Below are 15,772 nucleotides of genomic sequence, written 5' to 3' on the forward strand. Positions count from 1 at the left end.
CAATGAAAATTATAACGATAGTAACCGGCGGGTTACAGGAAAATGCTTATATTGCGTATGACGAGGCTACGAATAACGCAGTCATCATTGATCCCGGAGACGACAGTGCTGTAATATTGGAAAAAGTACGCGCTTTGGGGTTGCAGGTTCAATATATTCTCCTGACGCACGGGCATGCCGACCACATTGGCGGTGTGGATGAATTGAAGGAATCGCTCAACTGTAAGGTTGCAATTCATGAAGACGATGCAGAAATGCTCAGGGTTCCCATGAAAAACCTGTCCTATTTTATGGGTAGCCCGGTCAGTTTATCTGCGGCGGATGTGGTGTTAAAGAACGGCGAAACGGTCGATGTGGATTCCATGCACTTTTTGGTACTGCATACGCCGGGACATTCCCAGGGCAGCGTATGCTATATAGCTGGCGATGTTATTTTTTCTGGTGATACGCTCTTTGCACAGTCGATTGGAAGGACGGATTTTCCGGACAGCAGTCCACAGGCGATGCAGGAATCCCTTGCAAGGCTTGCAGGACTTGAAGGAGATTATACAGTATATCCCGGGCACGGCGCAGCAACCACATTGCAACGGGAGAAAGCTTACAATCCTTTTATGAGGGAATAAAAAAATGTTTTCACTTTATACGGACACACCTGAATTTTTTCAGGATATCTGCGATGAGATCCGCTTGTTTTTGCCGGAGAAGCATATCCGGCAGTTGGATGACAAAAATGAAATGGATGCCGGCAAAATGCTTCGGCATTTTTTTTGGCATGACGAAGCGGGCTGGCATACAAGACTGGAATATTATATCGATGGCGTATTGGTACTGGAAAAGGAAGCAAACCCTGTATTTGCAGACCAAAAAACAGGACAGGACATTGACATCAAACGCAATACGCTTCTGTCAAAAAAGATGAGAAAGCATCATGTGAAGCTGGCGGTTTATGAGCTTTTGCAGGAATATTACGAGCGGCATATGCCCTGGGGTTCGCTCACGGGGATACGTCCCACAAAACTCCTGCGCGAGCTTGCGGCTGCGGACGGCTTGGAGCAGGCGCGCAGGGTATTTCTCGACACCTATCATGTGTCGCCGGAAAAAACCGATCTGGCTGCGAGGATCACAAAAGTGCAGGAGCCTTTTTTTGCAGATGTGGCGGAAAACGACGTGGATATTTATGTGGGAATTCCATTTTGCGTGTCCCGGTGCAAATACTGTTCCTTTATTTCGCGGGACGTAAGGCAAAGCGAGCAGCTGCGGGACGTGTATTTGCAAAAGCTTTTTTATGAAATGGAGAAGCTGCGCGGGACGCTGGGCAGCTACAGCGTGCGTACTGTTTATATCGGCGGCGGCACGCCGACGGCGCTCGGTGAAAGGGAACTGGAAGCATTGCTTTACAGGGTAAATACATTGTTTCCGCAGAAGCGTGAATTTACGGTGGAAGCAGGAAGGCCGGATACGATTACGCCGGAAAAGTTTGCGCTTTTACAGGAGGCGGGCGTAGAACGCATCAGTATCAATCCGCAGACGACAAAAGACGAAACCCTGGAGCTGATCGGCCGCAGGCATACGGCTGCCGATTTTTTTCATGCGTTTGAATATGCAAAGGAAGCCGGCTTCAAAAGCATTAATACGGATATTATCCTGGGCTTGCCGAAGGAGGATATCCATGACCTTGAACATACGCTTTGCGATGTGATGCGTTTTGAACCGGAAAATGTGACGGTGCATACGCTTGCGCTGAAAAGATCCTCAGAGTTTGCGCTCGAACGGCAATCGGACCTGCCTTCCGCACAGGAAGCGGAAGAAATGGTGGATTTTGCACAAGAGTTTTTGCTGGCGCATGGATACGAGCCATATTATCTTTACCGGCAAAAATATATGAACGGAAACCTCGAAAATGTTGGTTTTGCAAAGCCCGGGAGGGAATGCGTTTATAATATAGATATCATGGAAGAAACCGTGAGTAACATGGCATTTGGAGCGGGCGGGATATCCAAACGGGTGTTTGGCGCGCAAAACCGTATCGAGCGGGCGGCAAATGTGAAGGATTTGAAGCATTATACCGAGCGGACGGATGAAATGGTCGCGCGGAAAAAGGAACTGTTTGGGCAAGGAAATTAACCGCTGCGTTTGTTGACAGGCAAACGTTTCATGGGTATAATAAACCTAATGGAAATACGATGATATGGAGAGTAACCGTATGCCTTACGCAAAAGAGAGCGGCCGTCGCGGCTGGAAGCGGCTGTGCGTTTAAGATATGGCGAAGAACACCATGGAGTTTCCGGTGCGAAAGCGTAAAGCCGGTAGTATCGGGCGCGGGCCGGCGTTATGGGCGAGAGTGGAGAATTTATTTTCTCAAAGTGGGTGGTACCGCGGATTTTTTGAAACTTCGTCCCTTGTTCAGGACGACGTTTTTTTATTTGAAAAGAATTATCGGAGGTAGAAGGAAGTGGCAATAAAAGCTCCAAAAGGCACAAAGGATGTTCTTCCACAGGAGAGCTATAAATGGCATTATATTGAGCAGCTGGTACGGCAGATTACGTCGCTTGCAGGATACCGGGAGATACGGACGCCGGTTTTTGAGCATACGGAGCTGTTTTTGCGCGGCGTAGGAGATACGACGGATATTGTCCAGAAGGAGATGTATACCTTCACGGATAAAGGAAACCGCTCTGTTACGCTGAAGCCGGAGGGGACGGCTGGTGTTGTGCGTGCTTTTATTGAAGGAGGCCTTCCGTCCAACCCACAGCCTACTAAAATGTATTATCTTTCCACGCCGGTGTTCCGCTACGAAAAGCCGCAGTCCGGAAGGCTGCGGGAGCACCACCAGTTTGGTGTGGAAGTGTTTGGCGCGCCGGACGCGAGCATAGACGCGGAAGTGATCAATATTGCGCTCACGCTTTTGGGTGAGGCAGGCCTTAAACAGCTTAAGCTTAATATAAACAGTATCGGTTGCGATCAGTGCAGGCCGCAGTATAACGCGCTTTTGAAGGACTATCTGAACAGCAATATCGATTCGCTCTGCGAAACCTGTAAAGACCGCGTGGAGCGCAATCCGTTGCGCGTACTCGATTGCAAAGAGGAAGGCTGCAGGGGCGTGATCGAAAAAGCGCCGCTGATGATCGACCACCTATGCGATGAATGCAGCGCGCATTTTGAAGAATTGAAAAAGTATCTTAGCGTACTTGGAATCGAATATAAGGTCAACCCGCTCATCGTACGGGGATTGGATTATTACACAAAAACAGTATTTGAGATCATATCGGACAGCATCGGCGCGCAGGGAACGGTGTGCGGAGGAGGACGTTATGACAAACTGATTAAGCAGGTTGGCGGCCCGGATATGGCGGGTATTGGCTTTGGACTTGGGATTGAGCGGCTTTTACTTGTAATGGAAAGCGAAGGAATAGAGATTCCAAAACCAGCGCTTACGGATGTGTTTATTGTTACGCACGGGGAACAGGCGAGGCTTACAGCGGCAGTATTGGTGCGCGATTTGCGCAATGCCGGAATCAAGGCCGATATGGATCACTGCGCGCGCAGTATCAAAGCGCAGTTTAAATATGCGGATAAAATCGGCGCGAAAACAGTAGGCGTGATCGGCGAAAGCGAAATGGAAAACGCAACGGTTGTCCTCAAAACAATGGAAACAGGCGAGGAACGCGTTGTGCATCAAAAGGATATCAAGTTATATTTATAATCAATTTTATATCATCGGGAGAAGAGTGAAATGGGAGAATTATTAGGCGATTGGAAAAGAACCGCGCTGTGCGCAGAGTTTACAAAAGACGACGTTGGCAGGGAAGTTACGCTTATGGGTTGGGCGGATACGCGCCGGGACCTTGGCGGGCTTGTATTCGTTGACCTGCGTGACCGTTCGGGAATTATGCAGGTTGTATTTGACGAATCGGTGTTTGAGGGCGATTTTGATAAAGTAGGGAGCATCCGCAGCGAATTTGTTCTTGCCGTAAAGGGTAAAATCATGGAGCGGTCCGAGGATACGGTCAATCCGAAAATCCCTACGGGCCTTATTGAGGTAAAGGTTCGCGAAATGAAGATACTCAGCAAGGCGGAAACGCCCCCGTTTGAGATCGAAGACGGCTCCAAGGTCCGTGAAGAGCTGCGGCTTAAATACCGCTTTCTTGACCTGCGCAGGCCGGATATGCAAAAGAATCTTATCCTGCGTAACAAAATAGCCAACTCAGCGCGTGCTTATCTTTCAGATAACGGATTCCTTGATATAGAAACGCCTATGCTGCAAAAGAGTACGCCGGAAGGCGCAAGGGACTATCTTGTACCGTCCCGTATTCATCCGGGCGCGTTTTATGCGTTGCCGCAGTCTCCGCAGCTTTTCAAACAAATATTGATGGTTTCCGGCTATGACAGATATTTCCAGATCACAAAATGCTTCCGCGACGAAGACCTGCGTGCCGACCGTCAGCCGGAATTCACGCAGATTGATACGGAAATGTCTTTTGTGGATGCGGACGATGTGATGACAATACACGAAGGGCTGATTCAAAAAGTATTTAAAGACGTGATGGATATCGATATCAAGCTGCCGCTGCGCCGCATTCCTTATCAGGAGGCAATGGACCGTTTTGGCAGCGATAAGCCGGACACGCGTTTTGGCATGGAGCTAAGGGATGTCAGCGATATTGTGGCAGGCAGCGAGTTCAAGGTGTTCAGCTCCGTTGTGAAAAATGGCGGGAGCGTACGGGCGATCAATGCAAAGGGATGTGCAAACATCCTCGCGCGTCGCGAGATAGACGCGTTGGTTGATTTTGTTAAAATTTATGGCGCAAAGGGTATGGCGTGGATATCTATCCGCGAGGACGGCCTGAATTCGCCAATCACAAAGTTTATGACGCAGGAGGAAATCGACGCAATCATGCAGCGCACAGACGGACAGGTAGGAGATATCCTGTTCTTTGTGGGTGATAAGAATTCTGTCGTGTATGATTCGCTTGGCGCTCTGCGTCTAAAGCTTGCTGAAAAGCTTGAGCTGGTCAAAGAGAATACATGGGATCTTTTGTGGGTAACGGAATTTCCGCTGTTTGAGTATAGCGAGGAAGAAAAACGATATGTCGCGAAGCACCACCCCTTCACGTCGCCCATGGATGAAGATATCGATAAGGTGGTAAGCGATCCGGCAAATGCACGGGCAAAGGCGTATGATATCGTATTGAACGGCAACGAGATCGGCGGGGGAAGCATCAGAATCCACAGCTCAGAGCTGCAGGAAAAAATGTTCGAAGCGCTGGGCTTCTCGAAAGAGGACGCATGGAACCGGTTTGGGTTCCTGCTTGAAGCGCTTAAATACGGAACGCCTCCGCATGGCGGGCTCGCATACGGCCTTGACCGCCTTGCAATGCTGATGGCAGGCGTGGATTCTATCCGTGACGTAATCGCATTCCCAAAAGTGCAGAATGCGTCGGATTTGATGTCAAAGGCACCTACGGAGGTTGATAAAAAACAGCTGCGGGAGTTGCATATCAAGGTGGATGAAGACTAAGATGGACGATTCCAGAACGGTTGCGCTGCTCGGAGCGGATGCGGCGGCGAAATTGAAGGATTCAGCTGTCGCTGTGTTTGGCGTAGGCGGTGTAGGTTCCTTCGCTGCGGAAGCGCTTGCCAGAGCGGGCGTGGGAACGCTTATTTTGGTCGATAATGACGTTGTAAAGCCTTCGAACTGCAACAGGCAGCTGGTTGCGCTTTCGTCTACAATCGGCAAGAAGAAAGTGGGCGTGATGAAGGAGCGTATCCTGGACATCAACCCGCAGGCAAACGTGGTGGCGTATGATGCGTTCTATGACGGGCAAACATCGGATGAACTGCTGTCGGGCCCGATCGATTTTGTGGTGGACGCGATCGACAGCCTGCGCTCCAAAGAGCTTTTGATTTTGGAGTGCAGCAGGCGGGGAATTGAAATCATTTCGTCTATGGGCGCGGGAAATAAACTATACCCGGAGCGTTTTTGCATTGTGGATTTGTTTGCGACAAAGTGTGATCCGATTGCAAAAATATTACGCAAAAGGCTTCGGGATGCGGGAATCGATAAGCTGCCCGTGGTTTGCTCCGATGAGCTTCCCCAGAAAACGCAGCTCGCTGAGGATGGAAAGCACGTGCCCGCCAGTATATCGTTTGTACCGCCCGTATGCGGGCTATTGATGGCCGGTTATGTGGTCAGGCGGATTATCGGGGTAGAGCAATGAAGGAATCGGGACTCGTTACAAAAATAGATGGCAATACGGCGTACGTGTTGTTTGAGCGGACTTCGGCATGTGCGAAGTGCGGCGCCTGCGGGATGATATCAGGCCAGAACGATATCACCGTCACGATGGAAAATGCGCTTCATGCGCGTGAGGGGGAACGTGTAGAGGTCCAATTTACAACTAAAAATGCACTGCAATCTTCGGCGATTGCTTATATTTTCCCGCTGATCATGCTGTTTGTCGGCGTATGGCTTGGCTATGTGATCCCACAGGATATTTTCCCGGTAAAGGACGCTTTTGCGGCAATCCTTGGAATTATATTTGCTGCGGTTGCGTTTGTAGTGCTCAGGCTTTTGAATCCTTACTTCAAGAAGAAGTTTGCGAATGTATACACCATGACAAAAATTGTGGAAGAAAGCGAGTAAATCCCTTTGTTTCTAAAAAGAATCGAACTAAACGGCTTCAAATCTTTTTGCAACAAAAAAGAGATTATTATTAATAAGGGAATCACGGGCGTCGTGGGACCAAACGGCAGCGGTAAAAGCAATATTGCGGATGCGCTGCGGTGGGTTTTGGGCGAGCAAAGCTCAAAGAACCTGCGTGGAACCAGTATGCAGGATGTGATTTTCAATGGAACGCAAACGCGCAGTAAAAAGGGATACTGCGAGGTTGCGCTTATTTTTGATAACTCTGATATGCGGATCAAATCAGAATATACGGAAATTTCTGTAAAACGGAAAATGTACCGTTCGGGCGAAAGCGAATATTCGATTAATAATACAGGTTGCCGGTTAAAGGATATTCTGGAATTGTTTCGTGATACCGGAATCGGCAAAGAAGGTTATTCCATCATCGGACAGGGCAAGATCGATGAGATTTTGAACAGCAAGGCGACCGCGCGCCGCAAGGTGTTTGAAGAGGCGGCAGGCATCATGAAATACAGGGTGCGCAAGGAGGAAGCGGAGAGGAATCTGCAAAAAACAAACGAGAATATTACGCGTATCGACGATATTATTTCCGAGCTTTTCGCACAGATAGAGCCCCTTGAGAAGCAGATGAACGAGGCGAAGGATTACCTGAACCTGCGGGACAGGCTAAAGGAGCTCGAAATCAATCTTTACCTGTACCAGTATGACCGCGCAGGGGAGAGAATCGCCAAAAATGAAGAGCAGATTAAAGAAAACGAGCAGGAATATCATGATATTACCGCACAGATAAACGCAGAGGCAGCGCGTGTTTCTGAATGCAAAAGAAGTCTTCAGGCTCTGCAGCAGGAGATTGAGCAGCAAAATGCAATGTTAGCGGAGCAGATGAGCGAGCAGGAACGCCTAAAGGGGCTGCTGAATGTACTCGAGGAAAAGGAAAGCACGCATCTCGCTATTCTTCATGAAAATTCGCGAAAACGAGACGAATATGAAGAGGTTATCTCGGAAAATCAAAAAAAGGCCGAGGATTTAGGAAAACAGGTCAATGAAAAAAACAATGCGATCGACCAAAAATATGCTGAAATTCTGGAACTGAGAAAAAGAATAGAGGCTGTTACGGGCGAGTCGGGCGACGCGGCAGATGCGATTGACGATATCAAACGCGAGGTGGAAAGCGCCCGCAGCGTATTGCAGTCGATGAAGCTCGAGCAAAGCGAAAAAGAACTGCGCAGCGAAATGCTGACACAAAAAAGCAAAGCCACAGAAGAAGAGGCCAAGAAACATAAGGAATATGTCAAAAAGCAGGCGGAGCAGGTGCAGACGCTGCTTGCTGAGACGAAACGCTATGACGATGAGGCTGCCAGGCTTCGTGAAACGATGAACGAGGCAGCGCAGGAAATGGCTGCGTCGCGCGCACAGGAAAAAGAGCTTGGAGCGCAGGCTGCCGCGGTTTCCAGGCGTATCAGCGAGGATGAGTCGCGTTTTAAGCTTCTGAGCGATATACGCGCGGAATACGAAGGATATTTTGACAGTGTAAAATCCTTGTTTAAGCAGGCAAAAAATGCACCGGAAATCAGGCGTAAAATAAAAGGCGTACTGGCAGAAGTGATTGACGTTCCCAAAAAATACGAGACGCCGATTGAAGTGATTTTGGGAAACGCCCTTCAAAATGTTGTTGTGGAAGAGGACACGGACGCAAAGGATATTATCGCCTTCCTCAGGAAAAATAACCTTGGACGCGTTACGTTTTTGCCGACAAAGGCTCTGAAAGTACGTCACCTGCAAAAAAATGAAAAAGAATTTTTGGCGATGGATGGCGTGGAGTGCGTTGCCAGCGAGGCCATCGATTGCGCAGAAGAAATACGGCCCGCGGTGGATTTTCTGCTCGGCAGGACGGTGATCGTCCGCGATATGGACAGCGCAATCAGGCTGATGAAAAAATCGGATTATGCGTTCCGTGCGGTCACAATGGACGGGGATTTTATCAAGCCGGGCGGCGTGATTACAGGCGGCAGCCTGAAAAACACGAAAACAGGGCTTCTTTCCAGAAAACGTATGGCGCAGGAGCTTGAGGAAAATATAGCGGAGAACCAGAAACGCTTTGAGAAGGTCGGGCGTGAGTTAAAAGCTTGCCAGCAGTTGGCCGAGCAGGCGCAAAAGAGACAGCAGGAAGCGTTAAACGAGCTTCGCGCACAGGAAATCAGGTCAGCGGAAATAAAGCAGCGCCTCGCATCGGCAAAGGAAGCGCTTGCAGATCAGGATACCATATCGGCAAAGCTGCAGGATGAGCTGAAAAACACGCAAAGCGAATTGGAAGCAATCAACATGCAGATCAAAACGCTCCTTGATGATGTGCAAAAAGCGGGGGAGGATTTTGAAGCGCTGCTTGCAAAGCAGGCCGAGGCAGAGCAACGCGCGGCAAAGAATGCGGCACAAACCTCTGAAACAAAGGATTTGCTGTCTGCAAAAGAGCTGGAGCAAACCGAGCTTAACAACCAGAAAAATATATTGCTGAGCGAGGCGGAGCACGTGCGTTTTGCAGCCGCGCAGGCAAAGCAAAGCTTAGAAGCGATGCAAAACCAAAATGAAACGCTTATGGTTGAGATGAAGCAGCTTACGCACCAGAAGGCGGAGCTTCGCGGGCAGCTTGACGAAGTATTGGATCGGGTGCGGCGTGCGGGCGACGAGTCAAAAGAGAAGCTGGAAATGCGCAATGCGCTTAACGGGCAGATTGCACAGGCGGAGCAAAAGGGTGAAGAGCTCACTGGCGGCAAGGAGCAGTTAATTGAGCTGAAGTACAAGTATATCGCCAACCGCGAGAAGCTGGAGCTTGCACGCGAGACATACCAGACAAAGCTGTGGGATGATTACGGCCTTACCTATGCAAATGCGCTTGTGTGGAAAAAGGAATTTCCTTATCAGGCATCTATGAAGGAGATAGATGGCATCAGGGAGCAAATCCGCGACATGGGCGCGGTGAATCCGAATGCAATCGAGGACTATACGCGCGTGCGCGAACGTTACGACAGTTTGCTTGTGCAGCGCGAAGACCTTGTAAAAGCAGGCGGAGATTTGCAGGTGGTGATCGACAACCTGTTGTCCGGTATGAAGGAAAGCTTCCGCGCGAAGTTTGCACTGATCAACGAAAATTTCACCAATACGTTCAGGGACCTGTTTGGAGGCGGCCATGCGGAGCTTGTTCTGGAGGATGGGGATATCATGGAGTGCGGCGTAGAGATCATTGCGGAGCCGCCGGGCAAAAAGCTCCAGAATATTCAGCTTTTGTCAGGCGGGGAAAAGGCTCTTACGGCGATTGCTTTGCTTTTTGCGATGCTCAATATCAATCCTTCGCCGATCTGTCTGCTGGATGAGATCGACGCGCCGCTGGATGATGCGAATGTAATACGGTTCTCAGAATATCTGCAAACGTTATCTGAGGACTTACAGTTTATTGTCATTACGCACAGAAAGCCCTCTATGGCGATCTGTGATACTTTATATGGGATTGCAATGCAGGAAAAGGGCGTTTCAGACATTGTATCCGTGCAACTTTAACAGAAATGAGGCAGGAAAATGGGATTTTTTGACAAGCTAAAAGAACGAGTCAATAAGACGAGGGAAAATTTTTCAGCAAAAATAAATAATGTAATCAAGAATTTCAGGAAGGTTGACGAAGAATTTTTCGAAGAACTTGAAGAAGCGTTGATTTTGTCAGACATCGGTTATGCTACCACGGAAAAGATCGTAGAAACCCTGCGAGACCGCGTCAAAGAAAATAAGGTGGCGGATTCGGAGCAGATCAAGGATATGCTGGTAGAGATTCTTGCGGATTATATGGACGCGCCGCCGTTAGAGGTTAAAAAGCCAACCGTGATGCTGATTGTGGGCGTTAACGGCGTCGGCAAAACGACGGCGATCGGAAAGCTGTCCAATTATTATAACACCCAAGGTAAAAAAGTGCTTTTAGCTGCCGCAGACACCTTTCGTGCAGCCGCGGCGGAACAGCTCTCTATTTGGGGAGAACGTACGAATACGCGCGTAATCAAATATGCGGAGGGTGCGGATCCGGCGGCTGTGGTTTATGATGCGATCGACGCGGGAAAGCATGCCGATATTGATCTGCTGATTATCGATACGGCTGGGCGGCTGCACAACAAAAAAAATCTGATGAGCGAGCTTGAAAAGATCAATCGCGTGATCGACAAGGAATATGCGCAGGCGAACAGGGAGACATTTCTTGTGGTGGATGCGACGACAGGGCAGAATGCTATCTCCCAGACGGAGGTTTTCAATGAGAGCGTGAAGCTGACGGGGATTATCCTGACAAAACTTGACGGGACCGCAAAGGGCGGCGTTGTGTGCGCGGTCAAGGATATGACCGGCGTGCCTGTGCGCTTTATCGGTGTTGGCGAGGGCGTGGATGATTTGCAGCCATTTGATGCAAAAGAGTTTGCCAGGGCAATTCTGGAATAAAGCGAATCGGAGAACATAAAATGCAGGAGATTGTACCGCTCCGGTTTGGGACGGTGAATTGTTTTGGAATCATAGAAGATGGATCGGCAATCCTTGTGGATACCGGACCGGAGCCGATCCGTGAAAGACTGCTTGCAAGAATCAGCGGCTGGAATATCAGGTTGATTGCTTTGACGCACGGACATTTTGACCACAGTGCAAACGCGGCATTCCTGGCTGAAAAACTAAATGTTCCCATTGCGATCCACAAGGAAGATTACAGGCTTTCTCAGGATAACCGCCTCCGCAGCTTTGGATCGCGGGGGATAATTGGCGGTTTTATCAAAAGCTCGTCACTGCGGACAATCCATAAAATAAAGCTCGATCCGTTTGAGCCGGATTTTTTTCTGGAGGACGGGCAGGATTTATCTGAATATGGCGTGCATGTGCAGGTGATTGCGCTGCCTGGCCATACCGCAGGCTCTGTGGGATTTTTGTGCGGCGGCGCGCAGGCGTGTATTGTTGGCGATACGATGATGAATTTGTTCGGTGTAAGCGGCGCGCGTATTGCGGAGGATTACGGGCGGGCGGATAAAAGCCTTTTGCGCCTGAAGTCTTGCGAGGCGAAGCTTTTTTATCCGGGGCATGGGGCGGCAATCTCGATGGAAAAGCTGGACAGGCTGTAAAAATCAGGAAAACGGCTTGACAGAAGGGAAAAATCATGTATAATAAAACAGGTGTAAAGGTTACGTACTTGACACCTGTTTTTTGAATCAGGACATAAGATGTACTGGAAGGAAAATGTGCATCTGTATCGGCGGGAATAAGATGAAGCATGAAAAAGATTTGAGTCTCAGTTTATATTATGATTTTTATGGCAGCTTCCTGACCGAAAAACAGGCGAAGATATTTGCCTTATATTATGATGACGATTACTCGCTTGCGGAAATTGCGCAGGAATTTGGAATATCCCGTCAGGGCGTGCTTGATACCTTAAAGCGCGCGCAGGCAAAGCTTATGGATATGGAAGAAAAACTTGGACTGGTAGAAAAGCAGCTCTCTGGGGAGAAATAAATGGCATTTGAAGGAATTGCGGAAAAATTACAAAATGTATTTAAAAAGCTGACCTCGCGCGGCAAGCTTTCTGAAAGCGATATCAAAGCTGCAATGCGGGAGGTAAAGCTCGTATTGCTGGAGGCGGACGTTAACTTCCTTGTTGTGAAGAAGTTTATTAAGGAGCTTTCTGAAAAGGCTGTCGGTTCGCAGATTCTGGAAAGCCTTACGCCCGGGCAACAGGTAATCAAGCTCGTGCGCGACGAACTTACGGAGCTTCTGGGTGGCAGGCAGGCGGAGATCAAGCTTGCGGGTTCCCCACCTACGGTAATCCTGATGATGGGCTTGCAGGGCGCGGGTAAGACGACGTTTTGCGCAAAGCTTGCAGGGTATTACAAAAAGCAGAACAAGAAACCGCTTCTTGTGGCCTGTGACATTTATCGCCCTGCGGCAATCAAGCAGCTGCACGTGGTAGGCGAGCAGGTAGGCGTAGATGTGTTTGATATGGGACAGGATAACGCTTCCAGGATTTATAAGGAAGCGCTGAAACAGGCGACAAAGCTTGGTTGTGATATTGTGATTGTCGATACGGCGGGACGGCTGCATATTGACGATGAGATGATGAGCGAGCTTAAGGATTTGAAGCAGACGGCAAATCCGACGGAAACGCTGCTTGTGCTTGACGCAATGACAGGCCAGGACGCGGTAAACGCGGCGACGACCTTTAACGATAATATTGGAATCGACGGAGTAATCCTTACAAAAATCGACGGCGATACCCGAGGCGGTGCGGCAATGTCCGTGCGTGCGGTAACAGGAAAGCCGATCAAATTTGTGGGCGTGGGGGAAAAGCTGACGGACATCGAGCCGTTTTACCCGGATCGTATGGCGTCGCGTATCCTTGGCATGGGCGATGTTATGACGCTGATTGAGAAGGCGGAAGCGTCGTTTGAAGAGAAGAAGGCTGCGGAGCTCCAGAAAAAGATATCAAAGGATCAGCTGAACCTTGAGGATTTCCTTGACCAGATGGAGCAGCTTCAGGATATGGGCTCCATGAGCGATATCCTCGCTATGATGCCGGGAGGTAATAAGCTCAAAGGCATGACGCTTGACGAAAAACAGCTTGAACGCACCAAGGCAATCGTGCGTTCCATGACCAGGGAAGAGCGCCAGAATCCACAGATTATAAATGGTTCGCGCCGCAAACGCATCTGCGCTGGCAGCGGTACCACGGTGCAGGAAGTAAACCGCCTGCTCAACCAGTTTGACCAGATGAAAAAGATGCTGCGCCAGTTCTCCGGAAAAGGCGGTAAGCGCAAGGGAATGTTCAAAATGCCGTTTTAACGGCAGTGGGAAAGTGAGTCGCCGTTTGATCGGTAATCAAATATTAAGTTGAATTTATTTTGGAGGTTATACTATGTCAGTAAAAATCAGATTAAAGAGAATGGGTTCCAAGAAAAGACCTTTTTACAGAATGGTTGTAGCAGATGAAAGAGCGCCGCGCGACGGCAGATACATTGAAGAGATCGGCTATTACAACCCGCTTACAAAGGATCTGAAACTCGATAATGAAAAGGCGCAAAGCTGGATCGGCAATGGTGCACAGCCTACGGATACTGCGCGCGCATTACTGAAAAAAAGCGGCGCAATCAACTAAAAAAGGGTGATTTGCAATGCGTGAATTAGTGGAATATATTGCCAGGAATCTGGTAGACGAGCCGGATGCGGTAAAGGTTAGCGAGCGTGAAGAAGAAAACGCTTATATCCTTGAGCTGACGGTTGCGCCGGACGATATGGGAAAGGTGATCGGTAAGCAGGGAAGGATCGCAAAAGCCATCCGTACCGTTGTGAAAGCCGCTACGACCAAAGCGTCCAAAAAGTATATTGTAGAAATCATATGACAGACTATTTCGAACTTGGCCGCATCCTGAAGCCGCAGGGCCTGAGGGGAGAAATTAAGCTGGATGCCTTTACGGACGACCTGTCACGGTTTTCATACCTGTCTCATGTCTTTTTCCTGTCGGAAGGAGACTATAAGCCGGTAGAGGTGGAAAGCGCACGCGTAGATGCGCGCTATGCTTACCTGAAGCTGAAAGGCTATGATGACAGGGATGCGGTGGAAGCGCTTCGTGGAAGCGTTTTGTACGTCGACCGTGCAAATGCGGCAAAGCTGCCCGAAGGGGCTTATTATATCTGCGACCTGATTGGCCTTAGCGTGTTGCTTACGGACGGTCAAGTGCTTGGCACCTTGAAGGATATTCTGCAAAACGGCGCGGCTGATGTGTATGTAGTGCATACGGAAGAGCGCGGTGTTTGTATGTTTCCGGCAATTCCGGGCGTCGTAGTGGAAAAGGACGTGGATACGGGTGTGATACGCGTAGACGCGCAAAGGCTTGAAGAGGTTGCGGTATATGATATTTAATTGCCTGACAATCTTTCCCGAGATGTTTTTGGGGTTTCGCGGAACCAGCCTGTGCGAAAAAGCAATATCAAAACAGCTGATTGAGGTGAATACGGTCAATTTCCGTGACTTTACGGAAGATAAGCATAACCGTGTGGACGACTATCCGTTTGGTGGAGGCGCGGGAATGCTTTTGATGCCCCAGCCGCTTTTCAGTTGTTTCGAAGCGCTTGAGACAAAATATGCGCAGAAAAGAACGCGTAATATTTATATGAGCCCCGCAGGACAGACGCTTACGCAACAAAAAGCAGAGGAACTATCCGGGTTTGAGGTGGTTAATATTTTATGCGGGCACTACGAAGGTGTAGACCAGCGCGTGCTTGATCACCTGATAGATGAAGAAATTTCCATCGGGGATTATGTATTGACCGGTGGAGAGCTTCCTGCAATGGTACTGATGGATTGTGTGATGCGTTATGTACCGGGAGTGCTTTCCAACGACGAATCTGTCAGTGAGGAAAGTTTTAGCGAAGGGCTGCTCGAGTATCCGCAATATACGCGGCCGTCGTCCTTTCGCGGCATGGACGTGCCGGAAGTCCTGCTTTCAGGGCATCATAAGAATATTGCCGCATGGAACAGGGAAGAGGCCTTGAAAAAGACTTTTGAGCGCAGGCCGGACCTGCTGGAAAAAGCCGAGCTTACAAAGCAGGATAAAAAGTTGCTTTCTAAATTAAAAAACAATCTTGATATTTAAGTCAGGTTGTGATAAAATTTTAGTGTTTTGAATTAGGATGGTCCGCTGCCCGAATATGCGGGTAAGAACGTCTGTAGTGGAAGGAGGCTATTCAAAATGAACGATATCATTAAAGCGGTAGAAGCAGAACAGCTGAAATCTGATGTACCTAAGCTGAAAGTTGGCGACACTGTTAAGGTGTACGTAAAGGTTGTCGAGGGTACCAGAGAAAGATTACAGGCATTTGAAGGATATTTGATCGCGAAAAAAGGCGGCGGGTTGTCTGAGACGATCACGGTTCGCCGTGTATCCTATGGCATTGGAGTGGAAAGAACATTTCCGATCCATTCACCACGTGTTGATAAGATCGAAGTTCTTCGTCACGGCAGGGTTCGCAGAGCGAAATTGTTTTATCTGCGTGACAGAGTCGGTAAGGCAGCTAAAATCAGAGAAGCATAAAAGTCATAAGATGCGGGGGGCGGCAAGCGCC

General features: G+C 49.0%; 15 protein-coding genes, 1 pseudogene and 1 other annotated feature. All 16 genes and pseudogenes read left to right on the forward strand.

Translation table 11 applies throughout. From position 1 onward, the window contains the following. Positions 1-2 precede the first annotated feature (2 nt). The 16 genes and pseudogenes from CHK_RS13785 to rplS all read left to right on the forward strand — a co-directional run bounded on the left by CHK_RS13785 (position 3) and on the right by rplS (position 15,741). Complete coding sequence (locus CHK_RS13785; protein WP_046444654.1) at positions 3-623, forward strand: MBL fold metallo-hydrolase; 621 nt, start codon at positions 3-5, stop codon at positions 621-623. A gap of 4 nt (positions 624-627) precedes the next feature. Then, positions 628-2,124, forward strand: coding sequence for a coproporphyrinogen dehydrogenase HemZ (gene hemZ, locus CHK_RS13790; protein WP_046444655.1), 1,497 nt, complete (start codon positions 628-630; stop codon positions 2,122-2,124). A gap of 50 nt (positions 2,125-2,174) precedes the next feature. Next, positions 2,175-2,403: a binding site (T-box leader), on the forward strand. A 49-nt stretch (positions 2,404-2,452) separates the two neighbouring features. Continuing rightward, complete coding sequence (hisS, locus tag CHK_RS13795) at positions 2,453-3,703, forward strand: histidine--tRNA ligase (protein ID WP_046444656.1); 1,251 nt, start codon at positions 2,453-2,455, stop codon at positions 3,701-3,703. Between the two features lie 30 nt (positions 3,704-3,733). Continuing rightward, entirely contained in the window at positions 3,734-5,518 is a 1,785-nt protein-coding gene (gene aspS / locus CHK_RS13800) for an aspartate--tRNA ligase (RefSeq protein WP_046444657.1), read from the forward strand. 1 nt (position 5,519) lies between these two features. Further along, complete coding sequence (locus CHK_RS13805; RefSeq protein ID WP_046444658.1) at positions 5,520-6,218, forward strand: tRNA threonylcarbamoyladenosine dehydratase; 699 nt, start codon at positions 5,520-5,522, stop codon at positions 6,216-6,218. Beyond that, positions 6,215-6,643, forward strand: a complete 429-nt coding sequence (locus tag CHK_RS13810; RefSeq protein WP_046444659.1) for a SoxR reducing system RseC family protein — start codon at positions 6,215-6,217, stop codon at positions 6,641-6,643. Before CHK_RS13805 ends, CHK_RS13810 begins: the two co-directional genes overlap by 4 nt. A 6-nt stretch (positions 6,644-6,649) precedes the next feature. Next, entirely contained in the window at positions 6,650-10,198 is a 3,549-nt protein-coding gene (gene smc / locus CHK_RS13815; protein WP_046444660.1) for a chromosome segregation protein SMC, read from the forward strand. Between the two features lie 18 nt (positions 10,199-10,216). Next, on the forward strand, positions 10,217-11,116 hold the full coding sequence (ftsY, locus tag CHK_RS13820; RefSeq protein ID WP_046444661.1) for a signal recognition particle-docking protein FtsY: 900 nt from the start codon (positions 10,217-10,219) through the stop codon (positions 11,114-11,116). A gap of 20 nt (positions 11,117-11,136) precedes the next feature. After that, positions 11,137-11,781, forward strand: coding sequence for an MBL fold metallo-hydrolase (locus CHK_RS13825; protein ID WP_052740616.1), 645 nt, complete (start codon positions 11,137-11,139; stop codon positions 11,779-11,781). Between the two features lie 142 nt (positions 11,782-11,923). Beyond that, positions 11,924-12,148: pseudogene (gene ylxM, locus CHK_RS13830) on the forward strand (YlxM family DNA-binding protein); the annotation flags it as partial. A 21-nt stretch (positions 12,149-12,169) separates the two neighbouring features. After that, positions 12,170-13,492, forward strand: a complete 1,323-nt coding sequence (gene ffh / locus CHK_RS13835; protein WP_046444662.1) for a signal recognition particle protein — start codon at positions 12,170-12,172, stop codon at positions 13,490-13,492. Between the two features lie 73 nt (positions 13,493-13,565). Then, a complete protein-coding gene (gene rpsP / locus CHK_RS13840) occupies positions 13,566-13,805 on the forward strand; it encodes a 30S ribosomal protein S16 (RefSeq protein ID WP_046444663.1) in 240 nt (79 codons plus the stop codon). A gap of 16 nt (positions 13,806-13,821) precedes the next feature. Then, complete coding sequence (locus CHK_RS13845; protein ID WP_046444664.1) at positions 13,822-14,049, forward strand: KH domain-containing protein; 228 nt, start codon at positions 13,822-13,824, stop codon at positions 14,047-14,049. Continuing rightward, entirely contained in the window at positions 14,046-14,570 is a 525-nt protein-coding gene (rimM, locus tag CHK_RS13850; RefSeq protein ID WP_046444665.1) for a ribosome maturation factor RimM, read from the forward strand. The genes CHK_RS13845 and rimM overlap by 4 nt, the downstream gene beginning before the upstream one ends. After that, positions 14,560-15,303: a tRNA (guanosine(37)-N1)-methyltransferase TrmD gene (gene trmD, locus CHK_RS13855; protein ID WP_046444666.1), complete on the forward strand. Its 744-nt coding sequence runs from the start codon at positions 14,560-14,562 to the stop codon at positions 15,301-15,303. Before rimM ends, trmD begins: the two co-directional genes overlap by 11 nt. A gap of 96 nt (positions 15,304-15,399) precedes the next feature. Then, a complete protein-coding gene (gene rplS, locus CHK_RS13860; RefSeq protein WP_046444667.1) occupies positions 15,400-15,741 on the forward strand; it encodes a 50S ribosomal protein L19 in 342 nt (113 codons plus the stop codon). The last annotated feature ends 31 nt before the right edge of the window (positions 15,742-15,772 follow it).

Source organism: Christensenella hongkongensis, from assembly GCF_000981035.1.
GTDB classification, from domain to species: Bacteria; Bacillota; Clostridia; order Christensenellales; family Christensenellaceae; genus Christensenella; species Christensenella hongkongensis.